This is a genomic window from Ruegeria sp. C11, from assembly GCF_056537725.1.
This window is the reverse complement of the sequence record NZ_JBQFSB010000002.1, coordinates 179,891-196,902: the sequence shown is the minus strand read 5'-3', so window position 1 is coordinate 196,902 and position 17,012 is coordinate 179,891. Positions and strand designations below refer to the sequence as shown.

Here is a 17,012-nt window from a genome sequence, read left to right as displayed (position 1 = left end):
TTGAGGAAGAGGAGATATGGCTCCGGCGGTAGGGATCGAACCTACGACCAATTGATTAACAGTCAACTGCTCTACCGCTGAGCTACGCCGGAACGGTTCGCGCCGTATAGCAACCAGAATATCGGTCGTCCAGAGGGGTGATAAAGTTTTTTCGACGAAAAAACTCACCCGTCTGCAGCGGCCTAGAAGGGCTCTTACATTGTGTCATTTTGTCAGTGAAAATTGGCTCCGGCGGTAGGGATCGAACCTACGACCAATTGATTAACAGTCAACTGCTCTACCGCTGAGCTACGCCGGAACTGCGGGCCGTATAACAATCCGACATTTTCCCGTCCAGAGGGGAATGACGCGAAAACAATATTTTTTTCCAGCATCAGTCAGCTATGCTGAATTCTGCCGTTATCGAAATCTCGCTGGCCGGTGAAACATGAGATTTTTCGGCAAGATCAACCAGATGTGCAAACACATTGCGCTCTGCGGCAGGCAGCAGGCGGGGCGGAGTGTCCGTATAGATTCGCTCGGCCAGGTTCCGTGCCGTTCCGGGTTGATCGGCTAACGCGGTCAGAATCTGTGCCTCGCGGCTCTGGCGGTGTTGGATCAGCCAGTCCAGACGCCCTGCGGGATCTGTGACAGGTGCTCCGTGACCGGGATGGAACACGGACCAGTTTCGAGCGCGCAGCTTGCGGCATGCCGACATAAAGTCGGTCAGGTCGCCGTCAGGAGGCGATACCAGCGAACTGGCCCAGCCCATCACATGGTCTGCGGTGAAACAGATATCGTTCCAAGCAAGTGCGATATGGTTCCCCAGATGCCCGGGAGTATGAATGACTTCTAGGTTCCAGCCGTCGCCGTCGATCATCTGGCCATCCTCAACTTCGATATCGGGGCTAAAGGCCCGGTCAATCCCTTCACCACCCCCGGTGAGGCCCCGCGATGCCAGGCGTGTCATGACCGCACTACGCCCCGCTTCCGGCCCTCCGAAGGCAAGGACCGGGGCGCCGGTTTTTGCCGACAACGGAGCAGCCAGCGGTGAGTGGTCCAGATGGCTGTGGGAAACGATGATGTGACTGATTCTCTGCCCCGGTTTCAACGCATCCAGAATCGCCTGCAGATGACGATCATCCGCCGGACCGGGATCGATAACCGCTACGTCGCGGCGACCCAGAATGTAAGTGTTTGTACCACGATAGGTCATAGGTGAGGGGTTTGGCGCAACAACCCTCAGCAGATCATCGTCAAGCTGAAACGGGATGCCAACTGGCGGATCGAATTCATCGGGCGGTAGCATCTTGGCCTCTTTCTCTTGCCGGGGTGCAGGGTTAGGCTTAGCGCATGTCCTTCCGTTGGCTCAAACCTTATATGCCCCGCAGCCTTTATGCCCGCGCAGCGATCATTCTGGCACTACCGATGATTGTTGTTCTGCTGGTTGTTGCGATTGCGTTTCTGCAACGTCATCTGGAAGACGTTACCACTCAGATGACGCGGACTGCGTCGCGTGAAATTGGATTTGTGACGCAAGTCATGCAGTCGGCCGAAACTCAGCAGCAGGCGTTGGCCGCAGCTCGGCCGATTCTTGCGGCGCTTGAGATGAAGGCCGTTTTTCTCAATCAAAATGAAAAACCAACTGTTGCGTCGCGCCGGTGGTACGACTTCATTGCGCCACTGATTGTCACGCAATTGCAAGGGTGGCTGCCTGATGTCGCTGCGGTATCGTTGCCAAGCAGTCGTGAGGCGCGTGTTTATCTGAACACTGATCTTGGCGTTCTTGAGTTGACGTTTGATCGCAGGCGTTTGTCACCTGCCGCTCCGCATCAATTGATCGTCACGATGGTGTTCTTTGCCGTGCTCATGACGTCGATATCCTTCCTATATATGCGCAATCAGCTGCGCCCGATCACAAAGCTGGCCGAAGTTGCGCAGGCCTTTGGGCGTGGCCGGGTGGTTCCATATTCGCCCGGCGGAGCGATTGAGGTACGTGCCGCAGGCAGTGCCTTTCTTAACATGCGCGCGCGCATAGAGCGGCAAATCGAACAGCGGACGCTGATGTTGTCCGGTGTCAGTCATGATCTGCGAACGCCACTAACTCGGCTAAAATTGGGTCTTTCCATGCTGCCAGCGGAAGACGCCAAGCCGTTGCTGCAGGACGTGGATGAAATGCAGTCTTTGCTGGATGCGTTCCTTGATTTCTCGCGCGGCGCCGCAGAAGGGGCGCCTGAAGCGGTGAAACCAGCCGTTTTGCTGCGCCAGATCGCAGAGGATGCAAAGCGGGCAGGGCGGGTTGTAGAACTGGTGCCAACCGAGGAACAGGGAGAGGTCATGCTACGCCCTGTGGCGATTCGGCGCGCAGTTGAAAACCTGATCGGAAACGCCGTGAGATACGGAACACGGGCCCGGGTCAGTCTTGTGATGACACCAAAATCAATGCGCATCCGTGTCGAGGATGACGGGCCGGGCATTCCACCGGAACAAAGAACCGAAGCTGTCAAGCCGTTCTCCCGGCTTGATCCCGCACGCAACCAGAATCAAGGAAGTGGAGTGGGGCTTGGGCTTGCCATCGTGGCAGATATCGCCCGCGCGCATGGAGGGGCCTTGCGTCTTGGCGTAAGTGAGGAGCTTGGGGGTCTGTGCGTAGACATTGTTATCGGGCGATAACAATGGGTTCTAGCTGAACATTATCTAAAGAACGTACAGGAGATTGAGATGCCCCGACCTGTTCAGGCCGGGGCAATCCGAACTTAAAGACCTGGAATTTTCGCGGCAACGCCGCGGGTTCCGAATGTAGTGCCGCGCGATGCGCCCAGATTGATACGGACACCCACACCGACATACGTCTCGTTGGTGCTGCCGTTTCCGATGGCGTAGCGGGCATTGCCAACTTCGCCATAGACCTTGGCATTGGGGCTCAGATCGTAGTCGGCGCCAATCGACAGCGTGCTGATGTCTAGCGCGCCCTCAATATTGTCCACCAAGTCGTAGTTCAGTGAAAGTTCCCAGCTATCGGTTACGTAGCTGTTAACAGAAATCCCGAAAATGGTACCGTTAGCGTTGTTGACGACATCCACGTCCTGTCGGCCTAGATACCCTTCGATATCCACCTGACCGGCATCATATCCACCTTCGATACCAAAGAACCGGAAATCTTCGGAAATGAAACCGTTGGTTGCCGGCAGGTTCTCCTGACCATAGAAAACCCCCAAAGAACCGTTCGGGCTAACGTGAAAAACACCGTGCAAGGTGGCGTTCGTTACGGTTTCATCAAGGGTGTCGAAACGGTAGGCGCCAAGGTCCAGCTGAAGCCCGACGCTGCGCGAAAAGGCAATTTCACCCGCTCCGTTCAGGTTGTATCGCTGAAAGTCGGTCTGGTCGGTCAGGCCCGAGTAACCGAGATCAACGTAACCTCCGGTAACTTCTACCGCCTGTGCAGCACCAGCGTAAATTCCGGCGGTCAAGGCGCCGAATACAAAAAGATTTTTCAATGTCCTGCTCCGTCTTCTTTTTTACGACCGCCCATTCCAAGGAGCGATGCGTTGATTGTCAGTATCGCGATCCTGCGCGTTAGGGTAGAATCCGTCGTGTGAATTTTAAAACTGTGACTATGCAGGCACATGTTTCCGGGTAACCCTCAGATTGGTTGGGAACAACCGATTGGACCCTCTACCAATGCACTATTCGATTATCCTGGGAATTTTGTATTATGCTAAGGCAGCCCGAGAGCCTGCGTAAACACTCGTGTAACCCATCTGAGCAGAGGAGCCAGGATGCCCCAGTATAATGACGTGTTCGAGTTGTCGGTTGAAGACATGGATTTGATCGAACTGGCGCTGAGGCAGGCTTCGGCCTCATTCTCGCAGGAACAGATGGGTGAATCGGACGAAGCGAATGCTGATCGTCAGGATACCATTAGACGTATACACGATCTGTTGGGGCGCCTGCATGACCAAAAGATCTTTTACCGACCCAAAGATGGGGTCTATGTCGGTGGGTAAGCGCGTTGCCATGATACAACCCGACCGCCCGAACAAGCTTAAAACCGTGGACAGGGCCTGATCGTTTGGTTTGAATTTTACGCCGTCCGAAACAAGTTCATGATTTCCAATTGGTCGAACTCATAACGCATTGAAATTGAGTTAAATATTCAAGGCTGTCACTGGTGCATGGGGGTTGACCTTCCCGGCGGGTTGGGTGATCTGGTATCTTTTCTAGGAAAAAATGCGGATTTTGGTAGGCCCGGAGGGACTCGAACCCCCAACCAAAGCGTTATGAGCGCTCTGCTCTAACCAATTGAGCTACAGGCCCGCCTGAGCGCCTTGGGTATCACGCTTGTCGTCCGCGTCAAGCCTGACCGTTGCATGAAAGGCCACAATCGACTAACCCGCGCAAAAGCAATCATGAGGGATTTGCCATGACAGCGGGCAAGAACGGCATGACCTATGCCGATGCAGGCGTGGATATTGATGCAGGAAACGCCTTGGTGGATCGGATCAAGCCAGCCGCCAAGCGGACCAACAGACCTGGAGTGATGAGTGGTCTGGGTGGGTTTGGCGCATTGTTCGACCTTAAGGGGGCAGGCTATCAGGATCCGATTCTCGTGGGTGCCACGGATGGGGTCGGAACCAAATTGCGGATCGCCATTGATACGGGTGTTGTTGATGGCGTTGGCGTCGATCTTGTTGCCATGTGTGTTAATGATCTGATCTGTCAGGGCGCCGAACCGCTGTTTTTCCTGGATTATTTTGCGACCGGCAAGCTGGAAACCGAAACGGCGGCACGGATCATCGAGGGGATTGCAGAGGGGTGCGTACAATCCGGATGCGCTCTGATCGGTGGTGAGACTGCTGAAATGCCCGGCATGTATCCCGAAGGTGATTTCGATCTGGCCGGGTTTGCGGTTGGAGCAATGGAAAGGGATGCTCATCTGCCTGCGGATGTTCAGGAAGGCGATGTTCTTTTGGGGCTTGCCTCGAACGGTGTTCATTCGAATGGATATTCCTTGGTGCGCCGTCTGGTTGAACATTCCGGTCTGGAGTGGGATTCGCCGTCGCCCTTTGGCGAGGGTCTGCTGGGCGAGGCCCTGCTGACACCGACTCGGCTGTATGTGAAACAGGCGCTGGCTGCGATCCGTTCCGGTGGGGTTCACGCCCTTGCCCACATTACTGGTGGCGGGCTGACCGAAAACCTGCCGCGTGTTCTGCCCGAGGAGCTGGGTGCGCAGATCGATCTGAATACCTGGGACTTGCCGCCAGTCTTCAAATGGATGTCCGAAGTTGGTGGAATTGCCGAAGCGGAAATGCTCAAAACCTTCAACTGTGGGATTGGCATGATTGTGGTGTGCGCTTCCGACCAAGCCGAAGAGCTGGCGAACACGCTGCGTGAAGCCGGTGAAACAGTGTACCCGATCGGCAGTGTCACCAATGAGCCGGGCGTAGAATACTCGGGCACTCTGTCGTGACCAAAAAACGCGTTGCGATCCTGCTGTCGGGTGGCGGTTCAAATATGGTGTCGCTGGTCGACAGCATGACTGGCGATCATCCGGCACGCCCCTGTCTGGTTTTGTCCAACGACCCTCAGGCGGGCGGATTGAAGAAGGCCGCCGCCCGGGGAATTCCTACTGCGGCAGTCGAACATCAGCCATTTCGCGGGGATCGTTCAGCGTTTGAGGCTGAATTTCTGAAGCCATTGCTGGCGGCAGAGCCGGATATCGTCTGTCTTGCTGGTTTCATGCGCGTTCTCACCGCAGACTTCGTTTCGCGGTTTCAGGGCAGGATGTTGAATATTCATCCGTCGCTTCTGCCCAAGTACAAAGGGTTGAACACGCATGCTCGGGCGATTGAGGCCGGTGACAGGGAACATGGTTGCACCGTGCATGAGGTGACGGCGGCCCTTGATGACGGTCCTATTCTTGGGCAGGCGAAAGTACCTGTCGAAATGGACGATACACCGGAAACGTTGGCTGCGCGGGTTCTGTCGTGGGAACACCGGCTTTATCCCGCCGTGTTGCAAAGGTATGCGAAAGGTAACAGGTCTCCGGTTCTGTTGCCCTGAAAGCTCGACGGTGATTTACACGCATGTGTTTATCGGCCTATGTTCACCGGGATCGCTCGGAACGAGGACAGGTTTATCGGGCAGTAACAAGAACAAGAGCAAGACCTAGCACAGCGCATGAGAACCCTGAAAACGACGCAAGAGCTGGCCGAATTTTGCAAGGCCGCCGCCGCTTATCCCTATATCACTGTAGACACAGAGTTTCTGCGTGAGCGGACATATTATTCCAAACTGTGTCTGGTTCAGTTGGCTGTACCTTCGGACGACAAGGACAGTGCCGTTCTGGTTGACCCGTTGGTCGAAGGCATGTCGCTTGAGCCGTTGTATGATCTGTTCCGCGATGAAAACGTGGTCAAGGTCTTTCACGCGGCCCGGCAGGATCTGGAGATTTTCTGGGTCGAAGCGGGTATCTTTCCGAAACCGCTTTTCGACACTCAGGTCGCGGCCATGGTCTGTGGGTTCGGTGAGCAGGTGGGCTATGAGACGCTTGTGCGCAAGATCTGCAAGCAGGGGCTCGATAAGACTTCCCGGTTTACCGACTGGTCGCGCCGCCCACTAACCGATGCGCAAAAAACTTATGCGCTGGCGGATGTGACGCATCTGAGAAAAATCTATGAATATCTGGCGGATGAACTGGCCAAGACCAATCGTAGCCACTGGGTCGCCGAAGAGTTGCAGGTGCTGACCGGCGCCGAAACCTATGATATTCGCCCCGAAGACGCGTGGCGCAGGGTCAAGACCCGCACCAATTCCGCAAAATTTCTGGCGGTCGTTCGCGAGTTGGCGCAATTCCGCGAGGCATATGCGCAACAAAACAACGTCCCGCGGAGCCGGGTTTTCAAGGATGACGCGCTGATCGAACTGGCGTCAACTAAGCCCAAAACGCCTTCAGACCTAGGCGGTTCCCGTTTGTTGCTGCGTGAGGCCCGTAAGGGTGCAATCGCCGAAGGGATTCTGGGGGCAGTCAAGCGCGGTGTGAATTGCCCGCCCGAGGACATGCCTAAACCGGATAACAGCCGGGAAAAGCTGAAGGTCAATCCTGCGCTGGCGGATCTATTGCGGGTTTTGCTTAAGTCGAAAACCGAAAGTTCCGGTGTGGCCGCTAAGTTGATTGCCACCAGTTCGGATTTGGATCTGATTGCTGCCGGTGAACGTGAAGTGCCCGCCATGTCCGGTTGGCGCTATGAAGTCTTCGGACAGGATGCGCTGCGGCTGTGTGAGGGCAGGATAGCACTGGCGGCCAAAGGGCAATCGGTCGACGTCGTTTCACTCTGACCGCTGGTTTCAGCGTCTTCTTGTATCAAGCGTATTTTGCTGGCCGATGACCCGGACCAGACGCACGCCCTGTAAGTCCTGATTGCTGATATCCACCGCCTCGACAATTGTCCGCGAACGTTCCGGCCCTTGGGGCGTCGGGCCTTCGGGATAAACGACGCGGAAGGTATAGGCCAGAATGCCGTTCTTGGTGTTTTCTTCGGATATGACCGGTCGCAATTCCGCGTTGAATGCACCCTGGCGGGAGGCAATCCCCTCAACATAGATGATCGCACCGGTCGAGGTCGGATCAACACGCAATTCGCTGATGACCGCAATAGGTACGCTGAGGTCCGGGCGATCGGGGCGCGAGAGCAATCCTTTACCGCTTCTCTGCGGCACCAGAGCCGTGGCGGCGTCGGTTGTCGGTGCAGTTGTCGCAGATTTGGATTTTCTTGAATTTCCGCAAGCAGACAGGGCCAACGCGGTAACCAGAAGTACGGATAGAGTTTTTTTCATGAGACCCGGCGATCTGAGTGGATTGTCTTGCAATGGGTTAGCCCATCTTGCACGTCTTGAAAAGCCACCGCAGGACTGGACACGCCCTGTGCGGCGTCATAGTTCACTATCGTGAACCGCAACAAAAGGATCGCTGCATGGCAAGCCCCGCCTTTGAAGAAATCGTCGAAGATTTCGAATTCCTGGAAGATTGGGAAGACCGCTATCGCTATGTGATCGAACAGGGTAAGGCGATGGAGCCGCTGGACGACGCGCTAAAGGTTCCGGCGACCAAGGTTCATGGCTGTGCGAGTCAGGTCTGGCTGCATCCAATGATTGACGGCGGTACGTTCCGGTTCGACGGCGACAGTGACGCAATGATCGTGCGGGGTTTGATTGCGGTTTTGCGAGCGCTCTACAATGGGTTGCCGGTCGATGGAGTGCCAAAAGTCGATGCGCGGGCGGAAATGGCAAGACTTGGCCTGAATGACCACCTGTCATCCCAGCGTTCAAACGGTTTGCGCGCGATGATCGAGCGGATTCGGGACGTCGCGGCCGAGCACGCCTGAGCTGGCAGGGAAAGGTTCAGGAATTCGCGGGGGCGACTGCCCATTCTTCCAGTGTTTTTGCCAAGTCACCGTATCCGGTAAATCGGCGCTCGAAAGATAGGCCCATTTTGTCAGCGCATTCGCGGGCACGCTCGGTCAGTTTCGGGTCATCGGTCTGTGCCTGATACACCAGCTTGGTGTAGTTTCCGAAATACATGTCCCGCAACTCGGGGTGTCGATCCAGGCCCAGTGGCTTCCAGACGAATGCATCGAACTGCCGGGCCAGAAAGTCCGTCAGATAGAATGCTGTCGTCTCATCCTCACCATGTTCGGAAAAGATGTCATTGCCTTCGAAAAACGAATAGCAATGCGGCCCCTTTACCATTTCAACACCCAAACGGTCGCAAGCCTGTTGCAAAAGGCCACCGGTTCCGCAGTCGGCATAAACCACAAAGATTCGGTCAAAATTTTCGCGATGTTTTTCAACAGATTCCTCAACAGCCTGCGTAATTTTTTCCGGATGGACATGAAGGATTGCGGGTAGGCATGTCAAAGATAGATGGTCCCAACCATTGCGGTTCTTCAGGTCAAGAATCTCTCTGGCCAACGCACCGCAAGCTATCAGCAATATGCGCCCGTTGTCGTTTCCGGGCGCGAGACCATTGTCGGTCAGGCTTTCATCATCTGGCAATTGCTGTTGGGTCATTCGATTGCCTCCGTCAGGTTCCGGTCCAGAAAATCGTGGAACGCGGTCCGAAACAACACCGCAGCCGACGTCACATATCCGCCCCGCGACATAAAGGGGAACCGCCGAAAGCCGTCGTTTGATTACATAGTAAATAGAGCGCCGGAGTCGTTGGTGCAAATTTCAACAAAAAAACCCCACCGTTTTGGTGGGGTTTGAATTTTCGGGTTGGTGGATTTAACCGGCCAACTGATTGTGTTTGCGCGACACAAAATCCTTTGCCGTTTCCACGGCAACCGCAGCATCGCGGCAATAGGCGTCGGCGCCAATGGCTTTGCCGAACTCTTCGTTCAGCGGAGCGCCGCCAACCAGGACGATATAGTCGTCGCGTACGCCTTGCTCGACCATGGTGTCGATCACGACCTTCATATAAGGCATGGTGGTCGTCAGCAGAGCCGACATGCCCAGAATGTCAGGCTGTTCGTTTTCCAGTGCCTCAAGGTAGTTTTCGACCGGGTTGTTGATGCCCAGATCGACCACTTCAAAACCTGCGCCTTCCATCATCATCGACACAAGGTTCTTGCCGATATCGTGGATGTCGCCCTTTACGGTGCCAATCACCATCTTGCCAACGCGCGGTGCGCCGGTTTCGGCCAGCAACGGTTTGAGGATGGTCATGCCGCCCTTCATGGCGTTTGCGGCCAGCAGCACCTCGGGAACGAATAGAATGCCGTCGCGGAAATCGTGCCCCACGATGGTCATGCCGCCCACCAGTGCCTTGGTGAGGATGTCGTAAGGGGTCCATCCGCGTTCCAGCAGGATGTTCACACCTTCTTCAATCTCTTCCTTGAGACCGTCATAAAGGTCGTCAAACATCTGTTCGACGAGTTCCTCGTCGTTCAGTTCCGACAGGACGATGTCTTCTTCATCCGACATGAGTCGTTTCCCTGAGCTGTAAGGGGCCGCGGCCCGCAGTGGCAATTTTTTCCGTTTTGGCCATTTCGCCGCAGTTCGACTGCGTTGATTGCGACGTCGGCAGTTCTGCAACCGACCTATAGGTCAGATTTTACCCCGACTCGACAGAATTTTCCGCATGATCTTGTTTCATTGTGCTCACATCAGCATTGCCGAACGCTGGCTGAGCATCGAAATCTGCGCCTGAGTATTGTGAATGTTCATGCAATGTTCTAGTTTTTGATATGGAAGCTCGCGGGAACAAAGAAAACGTGCACAGAACCGTAAAGGGCAGGGGAGCTGTATCCAATGACACGCCCAGATTCGAACGTTTTGTGACAACGCCCACAGATGACGGTTGGGATACAAACGAAGACGCTCCTTTGCTTCGAACGCAGGTTCGCGATGAAATTGCGCGCAGTTTGATCTCCTACAATCGTTCGCCGGATTTGCCATTCGATCGCTCAATCAATCCCTACCGCGGTTGCGAGCATGGCTGTGTTTACTGTTTTGCGCGCCCGACGCACGCTTATCTGGGATTGTCTCCTGGATTGGACTTCGAAACCCGCCTGATCGCGCGACCGAACGCAGCCGAGCTGTTGCGCAAAGAGTTGTCCCGACGATCATACAAGGTCGCTCCGCTAGCCTTGGGTACAAACACGGATCCATATCAACCAATCGAAAAAGAGCGCATGATCACAAGGTCTTGCCTAAAAGTTCTGGCCGAATTCAGGCATCCGCTGGCAATCGTCACCAAAGGCGCCCTGATCGAGCGTGATCTCGAAATACTTGCCCCCATGGCCGAACAAGGGTTGTTACGTGTGGGTATTTCACTGACGACATTGGATGCAGAACTGTCGCGCAGTATGGAACCACGCGCCCCTGCACCCGAACGGCGTCTACGTGTTATTGAGCGCTTGACCGAGGCTGGCGTACCGGTGCGCATCATGACCTCGCCGATCATACCCGGATTGACGGACCATGAACTTGAAAACCTGTTGCAGGCCGGCAAACAGGCGGGGGCGGACTCAGCAAGCTGGATCATGTTGCGTCTACCGCGCGAGGTCTCGCAGCTTTGGCAGGAGTGGTTGGCTGATCACCAGCCGGCGCGCGCAGAGAAAGTCATGAGTCGCCTTCGCGAAATGCACGGCGGGCGCGACTATGACCCACGTTGGGGCCACAGGATGCGGGGTGAGGGGGTCTTTGCCGAAATGATCGCAAAACGGTTCAAGGCGGCGGTGAAACGATTTGATCTTGAAACCGAAACTCAACCTTTGCGATGTGACTTGTTTGGCTGTCCCGCTCAGGCGGGCGATCAACTCTCGTTGTTCTGAAACGAAACAAGCCCCGGAGTTTTCCGGGGCTTGTTTGTAGGGTGCGCTGTTAGATTCAGCGGTTTTCGATGTCCACATAATCGCGGGTCGTTTCGCCAAGGTACAACTGGCGTGGACGGCCGATTTTGTTCTGCGGGTCGGCGATCATCTCTTTCCACTGGCTGATCCAGCCCACGGTGCGCGACAGCGCAAAGATCGGTGTAAACATCGAAGTCGGGAAGCCCATCGCCTCCATTACGATTCCCGAGTAGAAATCCACATTCGGGAACAGCTTTTTCTCGATGAAGTACGGATCTTCCAGAGCCTGCTTTTCAAGGGCTTTCGCAACCTGAAGCTTTGGGTTGTTTTCAACGCCAAGCAGATCCAGGACCTCGTCCGCCGATTGCTTCATCACAGTCGCGCGTGGGTCAAAGTTTTTATAAACCCTGTGACCGAAACCCATAAGGCGGAAGGGATCGTTCGGGTCTTTAGCGCGGGCGATGAATTCGGGGATGCGGTCAACCGTCCCGATTTCCTCCAGCATTTCCAGACACGCCTGATTTGCACCGCCATGCGCAGGACCCCACAAACACGCGATGCCAGCAGCGATACAGGCAAATGGGTTTGCACCCGAAGAAGAAGCAAGTCGCACAGTCGATGTCGAGGCGTTTTGTTCGTGATCGGCCTGCAGCATGAAAATCCGGTCCATGGCGCGGGCCAGGATCGGGTTGACCTCATAGTCTTCGGCCGGAACGGCGAAGCACATGCTCAGGAAGTTCGACGCATAGTCCAGGTCGTTGCGCGGGTAAACGAAGGGCTGGCCGATATGATACTTATAGGCCCAGGCCGCAATCGTCGGCATCTTGGCGATCAGTCGATGCGAAGCAATCTCACGCTGTCGCGGGTCCGAGATATCGGTCGAGTCGTGATAGAATGCCGACATTGCGCCCACAACGCCAACCATGATGGCCATTGGGTGCGCATCACGGCGGAAGCCGCGATAGAAATACTGCATCTGTTCATGCAGCATCGTGTGGCGGGTGATCGTGGTTTCAAATTTTTCCAGATCCTGAGCAGCCGGAAGCTCTCCGTAAAGCAACAGATAGCTGAGTTCCAGAAAGTGCGATTTTCCGGCGAGTTGCTCGATCGGATAGCCGCGATGCAACAGCTCACCCTTTTCTCCGTCGATAAAGGTGATGGTGCTGTCACAGCTTGCGGTTGAGGTGAAGCCGGGATCGTAGGTGAACACGCCCGCCTGACCATAAAGCTTGCGAATGTCGATTACATCCGGGCCGGCGGTCGGGGAAAAAACCGGCAACTCGTAGCTTTCGCCATGGACAGACAGTGTGGCTGTTTTTTGGCTATCGGTCATGGTTGTCCCTTTCTCATTCATGCGTATGTCGGTTCGCTGTCCGACATTACGGGCAACGGCTGCGCGTAGCCGCGCAGTCCGGGTCATAGCGGAGCAGCGTTACCTGAATGTGAAGCCAGGATTAACCCGCTGCATCGGAAAGCCGCGCCAGGGTTTCTTCTTTCCCCAGCACAAGCATCATGTCAAAGACCGAAGGGGTCACTGCCCGACCTGCCAGTGCGGCCCTCAGTGGACCAGCCAGCTTGCCAAACTTCAGCCCATTCGTTTCGGCGAACGTGTTAAGGGCTGCCTCCAGTTCGTCTCGTGACCAGCTAGCATTTTGCACGTGCGGCGTCAATTCGTTCAGTATACCATCGGATACAGAAGTGAGCGCTTTTTGTGCTTTCTCATCAGGTTCAACAGGTCGCGATGTCAGCACAAAATGCGCTTTTTCAAGCAGTTCCGGGAAAGTTCGGGCGCGATCCTTGAGGCAATACATCGCACGTTCCAAATCACCGGATTGTGCACTTGTGAGAGGCGCTAGTTTCGCTGCGTCCAGATACGCTTCGATTTCATGCCGCAATGCAGCATCGTCGCTGATGGCAATGTGCTGACCGCACAGATTTTCCAGTTTTTTCAAATCGAACCGGGCCGGACTTTTGCCGATTCCGTCAAGGTCGAACCACTCCAGTGCCTGAGCGTCCGTAAAGAACTCGTCGTCGCCATGGCTCCAGCCCAGCCGCGCCAGATAATTGCGCATGCCCGCCGCCGGATAGCCCATTGCCTGGTATTCCTGCGCACCCAGCGCGCCGTGGCGTTTGCTGAGCTTTTTGCCGTCCGGCCCGTGGATCAACGGGATGTGGGCCCAGACAGGGACGTCCCAACCCATCGCTTCATAGATCATCATCTGCCGCGCGGCATTGTTCAGATGATCATCGCCGCGGATCACATGGGTTACCCCCATGTCATGATCGTCCACAACCACCGCAAGCATATATACCGGCGTTCCGTCCGAGCGGAGCAGCACCATATCGTCCAGTTGGTCGTTCCGGATGGTCACGTCCCCCTGTACGTGATCCCGGATCACGGTGGTTCCGTCTTGCGGCGCCTTTATCCGGATCACGAATGGCGCATTTGGGTGGTCGGCTGGATCGGCCTCCCGCCATGGGCTGCGGAACAAAGTCGACTTGCCTTCGGCCCGCGCATTTTCGCGGAAGGCGGCAATCTCATCCTGTGTCGAAAAGCACTTGTAAGCCTTGCCGTCTGCCAACAGTTGGTTGGCGACCTCAGCATGACGTTCGGCCCCCTCGAACTGGCTGATGACCTCGCCATCGTGGTCCAGACCAAGCCATTCCATTCCCTGCAGGATCGCTGCTGTGGCTTCAGGTGTTGAACGTTCGCGATCAGTGTCCTCGATCCGCAGCAGGAACTTGCCGCCGCGCCCACGCGCATAGAGCCAGTTGAACAGCGCGGTACGGGCACCACCGATGTGCAAAAAACCGGTGGGGGACGGGGCAAAACGGGTGACAACCTGATCGGACATTTTCTTGATTAACCTTTTGGTAACCACAGCGGGTATAGCGTTTCCGCCTGTCTAACGAGCCCGAAGGACGGGGGCAACCATGCGAGTTCTGACAGCGGTCGAGGCCGCGTTTCTGAACCAGCGCGGGCATCTGTTCCTGTGGTCTCCGATCTGCCTGGCAATTGGGATCGGTCTCTATTTTGCCTTGCGGTTCGAGCCGGGTCTGCAGATCTACGCCGCCCTTGTGGTGCTGTCCGCAGTGATGGCCGCAATGGGGCGCAGATTGCCTGAGGCCTGGGCGCCGTTGGCGTGGGGGATGGTGTTGATTGCGGCGGGCTTTGCTCTCGCGGGTTTTCGCACCCACAAGGTTGCAGAGCCGGTTCTGCAGTGGCGCTACTACGGCCCGGTCGAGGGGAGGGTCGTGTCACTGGACCGCTCTGCGTCGGATGCGTTGCGGGTCACACTGGATCAGGTGCGCCTCGGGGACGTGCCTGTGTATGACAGGCCCGCACGCATCCGGCTTTCGGTTCACGGCGAAAGTGTGCAGCTGGCACCGGGCCAGCGCATTATGACAACTGCACATCTGTCGCCACCGCAAGGTCCGGTTGAACCCGGTGGTTTCGACTTTCGACGCCATGCATGGTTTCAAAAGCTTGGGGCCGTTGGTTATTCGCGAAACCCGATTATGACCATTCATCCGCCAAGTGCGGGCCTTGGCGGTTTGCACGTGACGTCGCTGCGGTTCGCAATATCGGATAGGGTTCAATCCGAGCTGCCGGGCGATGTCGGGGGGTTTACAGCTGCCGTTACAACCGGTGATCGTAGCGCAATTGGTCAGGCCACACTTGAGAATCTCCGCGTATCAAATCTGGCGCATCTACTGGCCATTTCGGGTTTGCACATGGGCCTTTTGACCGGTTTCGTTTTTGTGGCCTGTCGTGTTCTGCTTTCCCTTGTTCCATTCTTGGCGTTGCGCCTGCCAGTGCGAAAGATCGCGGCGGTTTGCGCGCTTGTGACCGCAACAGGGTATCTTCTTTTGTCTGGCGGCGCAGTTGCGACCGAACGTGCCTTTGTCATGGTATCTGTAATGCTGGGCGCCGTTCTGTTGGATCGCCGTGCCATTTCCTTGCGAGCGGTTGCCGTGGCCGGTCTGATCATTCTTGTGCTGAGGCCTGAGTCGTTGCTGAGCCCGGGGTTCCAGATGTCGTTTGCAGCTACAACTGCATTGGTCGCGGTATTCGGATGTATCCGGGAAGCACAGCTTTCCCTCGGACCGAAATGGCTCCGCCCTGCAACCGCGTTGCTTCTTTCGTCGTTTATCGCGGGATTGGCCACGGCTCCAATCGGGGCGGCGCATTTTAATACAGTGTCGCACTATGGTCTGTTGGCGAACATCCTTTCGGTTCCGGTTATGGGGTCCGTGGTAATCCCGGCTGCGGTCATGGCCGCTTTGCTTGCACCTTTTGGTCTGGACTGGATTGCGTTGAACCTCATGGGTCTTGGACTTGGATGGATTTTAGGTGTTGCGGAATGGGTGTCCGGGTTGGATGGGGCGAGAGGGTTTGTGCCAAGTCCGCCCAAATTTGTCCTACCCATGATCGCATCGGGCGCCTTGTGGTGTGTTGTCTGGCAGGGACGGTCGAGGTGGTTCGGAATTGCCTCAATAATCTTCGCGATTTCGTTTTGGGGGCAGGGTGATCGACCGGAGGTGCTGGTGGCCGATACGGGCGGCCTTATTGGTGTGATGACCCAGAATGGCCGGGCTCTGAGTAAGGCAAAAGGCAGCGGCTTTGTCGCCTCGGTCTGGCTTGAGAACGATGGCGACGGTGCCGAACAGCCTACGGCAGCATCAAGATGGCCCGATGGCCAAAGCGGTGTGCGCCGCTATTCGTTCGGCGAAAGAGAACTAATTCACCTGATTGGGAAGCGCGCCGTATCGGAATTTTCGGCATGCTCCGAAAATCAGATCGTTATCTCATCCATACCGGTAAAATTCACCGATTCATGCACGCTTTTTGATCCCGACGACCTGCAACAAACTGGCAGTCTGGCCATTAAAAACGGAGAGATCGTGACAAGCGCGCAGGTTTCTGGTGCGCGCCTTTGGTCGCCCCGATTAGGCACAAGATGAAAGCCTGACAGTTCCTCAGTAGGTGCGGATCAGGCCGACCAGTCGACCCTGAACCTTGACCTTGTCTTCGGGCAATACACGGGTTTCATAAGCCGGGTTCGCAGCTTCGAGGGCGATTGCATTCCCGCGCCGGAAAAACCGTTTCAGGGTTGCCTCCTGATCTTCAACCAGCGCCACGACGATGTCGCCATTATCTGCGACCGACGTTTCCTGAATCACAACGACATCACCGTCATTGATGCCTGCGTCAATCATCGAGTCACCGCGAACCTCAAGCGCATAGTGATCGCCCTGACCGGAAATCATCGATCCAGGTACGGCCACGCGATGCGAAACATGGCTGATTGCTTCAATCGGAACACCGGCGGCGATACGGCCCATGACTGGCAATTCCATTGCGTCAACCGTGACCGGTTCAAAATTGGCAGGCCGGGGCGCCGTTGGTTTGTCGCCTTCAATCACACGCGGTTTGAAGCCTGCGGTAGGCTCTCCACCAAGGCTTTCCGGCAGTTTGACGATTTCGATAGCACGAGCGCGATGGGCGAGGCGGCGAATAAAGCCGCGTTCCTCCAGCGCGGTGATCAGGCGGTGAATGCCTGATTTCGAGCGCAAATCCAACGCGATCTTCATTTCGTCGAAACTGGGCGGTACTCCGTCCGCCTGAACGCGTTTGTGGATGAATTCCAGCAAATCCAACTGCTTCTTGGTTAGCAT

The 17,012-nt window shown here is 55.9% G+C and carries 16 protein-coding genes and 3 tRNA genes; 8 read left to right on the top strand and 11 right to left on the bottom strand.

What is annotated here, in order from left to right; translation table 11 throughout:
* Positions 1-17 precede the first annotated feature (17 nt).
* From ACR0NA_RS04245 to ACR0NA_RS04235, 3 genes are all read right to left on the bottom strand, one after another.
* Positions 18-92: transfer RNA gene (locus ACR0NA_RS04245), tRNA-Asn, on the bottom strand.
* A 131-nt stretch (positions 93-223) separates the two neighbouring features.
* Positions 224-298 (bottom strand) — tRNA-Asn (locus ACR0NA_RS04240).
* Between the two features lie 75 nt (positions 299-373).
* Positions 374-1,288 (bottom strand): MBL fold metallo-hydrolase, encoded by a 915-nt coding sequence (locus ACR0NA_RS04235; RefSeq protein WP_480726335.1) that lies wholly within the window; start codon positions 1,286-1,288, stop codon positions 374-376.
* A gap of 44 nt (positions 1,289-1,332) precedes the next feature.
* On the opposite strand from ACR0NA_RS04235, the gene ACR0NA_RS04230 reads away from it, so the two are divergent.
* On the top strand, positions 1,333-2,652 hold the full coding sequence (locus ACR0NA_RS04230; protein WP_480726332.1) for an ATP-binding protein: 1,320 nt from the start codon (positions 1,333-1,335) through the stop codon (positions 2,650-2,652).
* Positions 2,653-2,735: 83 nt separating this feature from the next.
* Here ACR0NA_RS04230 and ACR0NA_RS04225 read toward each other — a convergent pair whose 3' ends face one another.
* Positions 2,736-3,476 (bottom strand): porin, encoded by a 741-nt coding sequence (locus ACR0NA_RS04225; protein WP_480449395.1) that lies wholly within the window; start codon positions 3,474-3,476, stop codon positions 2,736-2,738.
* A gap of 282 nt (positions 3,477-3,758) precedes the next feature.
* Here ACR0NA_RS04225 and ACR0NA_RS04220 point away from each other — a divergent pair, with 282 nt between their 5' ends.
* The gene (locus tag ACR0NA_RS04220; protein ID WP_170650094.1) at positions 3,759-3,986 is read left to right on the top strand and encodes a hypothetical protein; all 228 of its coding nucleotides are present in this window, start codon (positions 3,759-3,761) and stop codon (positions 3,984-3,986) included.
* Positions 3,987-4,219: 233 nt separating this feature from the next.
* Here the strand turns inward: ACR0NA_RS04220 and ACR0NA_RS04215 are convergent.
* Positions 4,220-4,296 (bottom strand) — tRNA-Ile (locus ACR0NA_RS04215).
* 106 nt (positions 4,297-4,402) lie between these two features.
* Here ACR0NA_RS04215 and purM point away from each other — a divergent pair.
* From purM to rnd, 3 genes are all read left to right on the top strand, one after another.
* Positions 4,403-5,449, top strand: coding sequence for a phosphoribosylformylglycinamidine cyclo-ligase (gene purM, locus ACR0NA_RS04210; protein ID WP_480726329.1), 1,047 nt, complete (start codon positions 4,403-4,405; stop codon positions 5,447-5,449).
* Complete coding sequence (gene purN, locus ACR0NA_RS04205) at positions 5,446-6,042, top strand: phosphoribosylglycinamide formyltransferase (RefSeq protein WP_480726326.1); 597 nt, start codon at positions 5,446-5,448, stop codon at positions 6,040-6,042. The genes purM and purN overlap by 4 nt, the downstream gene beginning before the upstream one ends.
* A 117-nt stretch (positions 6,043-6,159) precedes the next feature.
* Positions 6,160-7,317 carry a ribonuclease D gene (gene rnd, locus ACR0NA_RS04200; RefSeq protein WP_480726323.1) on the top strand — a complete coding sequence of 386 codons (1,158 nt, stop codon included), beginning with the start codon at positions 6,160-6,162 and terminating at the stop codon, positions 7,315-7,317.
* Positions 7,318-7,326: 9 nt separating this feature from the next.
* Here the strand turns inward: rnd and ACR0NA_RS04195 are convergent, their stop codons facing one another.
* Positions 7,327-7,815, bottom strand: coding sequence for a hypothetical protein (locus ACR0NA_RS04195; protein WP_170655793.1), 489 nt, complete (start codon positions 7,813-7,815; stop codon positions 7,327-7,329).
* 137 nt (positions 7,816-7,952) lie between these two features.
* On the opposite strand from ACR0NA_RS04195, the gene ACR0NA_RS04190 reads away from it, so the two are divergent.
* Entirely contained in the window at positions 7,953-8,363 is a 411-nt protein-coding gene (locus tag ACR0NA_RS04190) for a SufE family protein (protein WP_170655791.1), read from the top strand.
* Positions 8,364-8,379: 16 nt separating this feature from the next.
* Here ACR0NA_RS04190 and ACR0NA_RS04185 read toward each other — a convergent pair whose 3' ends face one another.
* Both ACR0NA_RS04185 and ACR0NA_RS04180 read right to left on the bottom strand, forming a co-directional pair.
* The gene (locus ACR0NA_RS04185; RefSeq protein ID WP_480726320.1) at positions 8,380-9,048 is read right to left on the bottom strand and encodes a DUF1638 domain-containing protein; all 669 of its coding nucleotides are present in this window, start codon (positions 9,046-9,048) and stop codon (positions 8,380-8,382) included.
* 216 nt (positions 9,049-9,264) lie between these two features.
* Entirely contained in the window at positions 9,265-9,963 is a 699-nt protein-coding gene (locus ACR0NA_RS04180) for a cobalamin B12-binding domain-containing protein (RefSeq protein WP_170655787.1), read from the bottom strand.
* Between the two features lie 263 nt (positions 9,964-10,226).
* Between ACR0NA_RS04180 and ACR0NA_RS04175 the strand changes: the two genes are divergently transcribed.
* On the top strand, positions 10,227-11,315 hold the full coding sequence (locus ACR0NA_RS04175; protein WP_480726317.1) for a PA0069 family radical SAM protein: 1,089 nt from the start codon (positions 10,227-10,229) through the stop codon (positions 11,313-11,315).
* 55 nt (positions 11,316-11,370) lie between these two features.
* On the opposite strand, the gene gltA is transcribed toward ACR0NA_RS04175, so the two are convergent.
* The gene (gene gltA, locus ACR0NA_RS04170) at positions 11,371-12,666 is read right to left on the bottom strand and encodes a citrate synthase (protein WP_170655783.1); all 1,296 of its coding nucleotides are present in this window, start codon (positions 12,664-12,666) and stop codon (positions 11,371-11,373) included.
* Between the two features lie 121 nt (positions 12,667-12,787).
* The gene (gene gltX, locus ACR0NA_RS04165; RefSeq protein WP_480726314.1) at positions 12,788-14,188 is read right to left on the bottom strand and encodes a glutamate--tRNA ligase; all 1,401 of its coding nucleotides are present in this window, start codon (positions 14,186-14,188) and stop codon (positions 12,788-12,790) included.
* Between the two features lie 79 nt (positions 14,189-14,267).
* On the opposite strand from gltX, the gene ACR0NA_RS04160 reads away from it, so the two are divergent.
* Positions 14,268-16,298, top strand: coding sequence for a ComEC/Rec2 family competence protein (locus ACR0NA_RS04160; RefSeq protein WP_480726312.1), 2,031 nt, complete (start codon positions 14,268-14,270; stop codon positions 16,296-16,298).
* A 15-nt stretch (positions 16,299-16,313) separates the two neighbouring features.
* Here the strand turns inward: ACR0NA_RS04160 and lexA are convergent, their stop codons facing one another.
* Positions 16,314-17,012, bottom strand: a complete 699-nt coding sequence (lexA, locus tag ACR0NA_RS04155) for a transcriptional repressor LexA (protein ID WP_170655776.1) — start codon at positions 17,010-17,012, stop codon at positions 16,314-16,316.

What these genes read in the sequence shown, in the direction of transcription:
- ACR0NA_RS04235 (WP_480726335.1), bottom strand. Translation starts at nt 1,288, where the DNA reads ATGCTACCGCCCGATGAATTCGATCCGCCAGTTGGCATCCCGTTTCAG.
- ACR0NA_RS04230 (WP_480726332.1), top strand. Translation starts at nt 1,333, where the DNA reads ATGTCCTTCCGTTGGCTCAAACCTTATATGCCCCGCAGCCTTTATGCC.
- ACR0NA_RS04220 (WP_170650094.1), top strand. Translation starts at nt 3,759, where the DNA reads ATGCCCCAGTATAATGACGTGTTCGAGTTGTCGGTTGAAGACATGGAT.
- purM (WP_480726329.1), top strand. Translation starts at nt 4,403, where the DNA reads ATGACAGCGGGCAAGAACGGCATGACCTATGCCGATGCAGGCGTGGAT.
- rnd (WP_480726323.1), top strand. Translation starts at nt 6,160, where the DNA reads ATGAGAACCCTGAAAACGACGCAAGAGCTGGCCGAATTTTGCAAGGCC.
- ACR0NA_RS04195 (WP_170655793.1), bottom strand. Translation starts at nt 7,815, where the DNA reads ATGAAAAAAACTCTATCCGTACTTCTGGTTACCGCGTTGGCCCTGTCT.
- ACR0NA_RS04190 (WP_170655791.1), top strand. Translation starts at nt 7,953, where the DNA reads ATGGCAAGCCCCGCCTTTGAAGAAATCGTCGAAGATTTCGAATTCCTG.
- ACR0NA_RS04185 (WP_480726320.1), bottom strand. Translation starts at nt 9,048, where the DNA reads ATGACCCAACAGCAATTGCCAGATGATGAAAGCCTGACCGACAATGGT.
- ACR0NA_RS04180 (WP_170655787.1), bottom strand. Translation starts at nt 9,963, where the DNA reads ATGTCGGATGAAGAAGACATCGTCCTGTCGGAACTGAACGACGAGGAA.
- ACR0NA_RS04175 (WP_480726317.1), top strand. Translation starts at nt 10,227, where the DNA reads ATGGAAGCTCGCGGGAACAAAGAAAACGTGCACAGAACCGTAAAGGGC.
- gltA (WP_170655783.1), bottom strand. Translation starts at nt 12,666, where the DNA reads ATGACCGATAGCCAAAAAACAGCCACACTGTCTGTCCATGGCGAAAGC.
- gltX (WP_480726314.1), bottom strand. Translation starts at nt 14,188, where the DNA reads ATGTCCGATCAGGTTGTCACCCGTTTTGCCCCGTCCCCCACCGGTTTT.
- ACR0NA_RS04160 (WP_480726312.1), top strand. Translation starts at nt 14,268, where the DNA reads ATGCGAGTTCTGACAGCGGTCGAGGCCGCGTTTCTGAACCAGCGCGGG.
- lexA (WP_170655776.1), bottom strand. Translation starts at nt 17,012, where the DNA reads ATGCTAACCAAGAAGCAGTTGGATTTGCTGGAATTCATCCACAAACGC.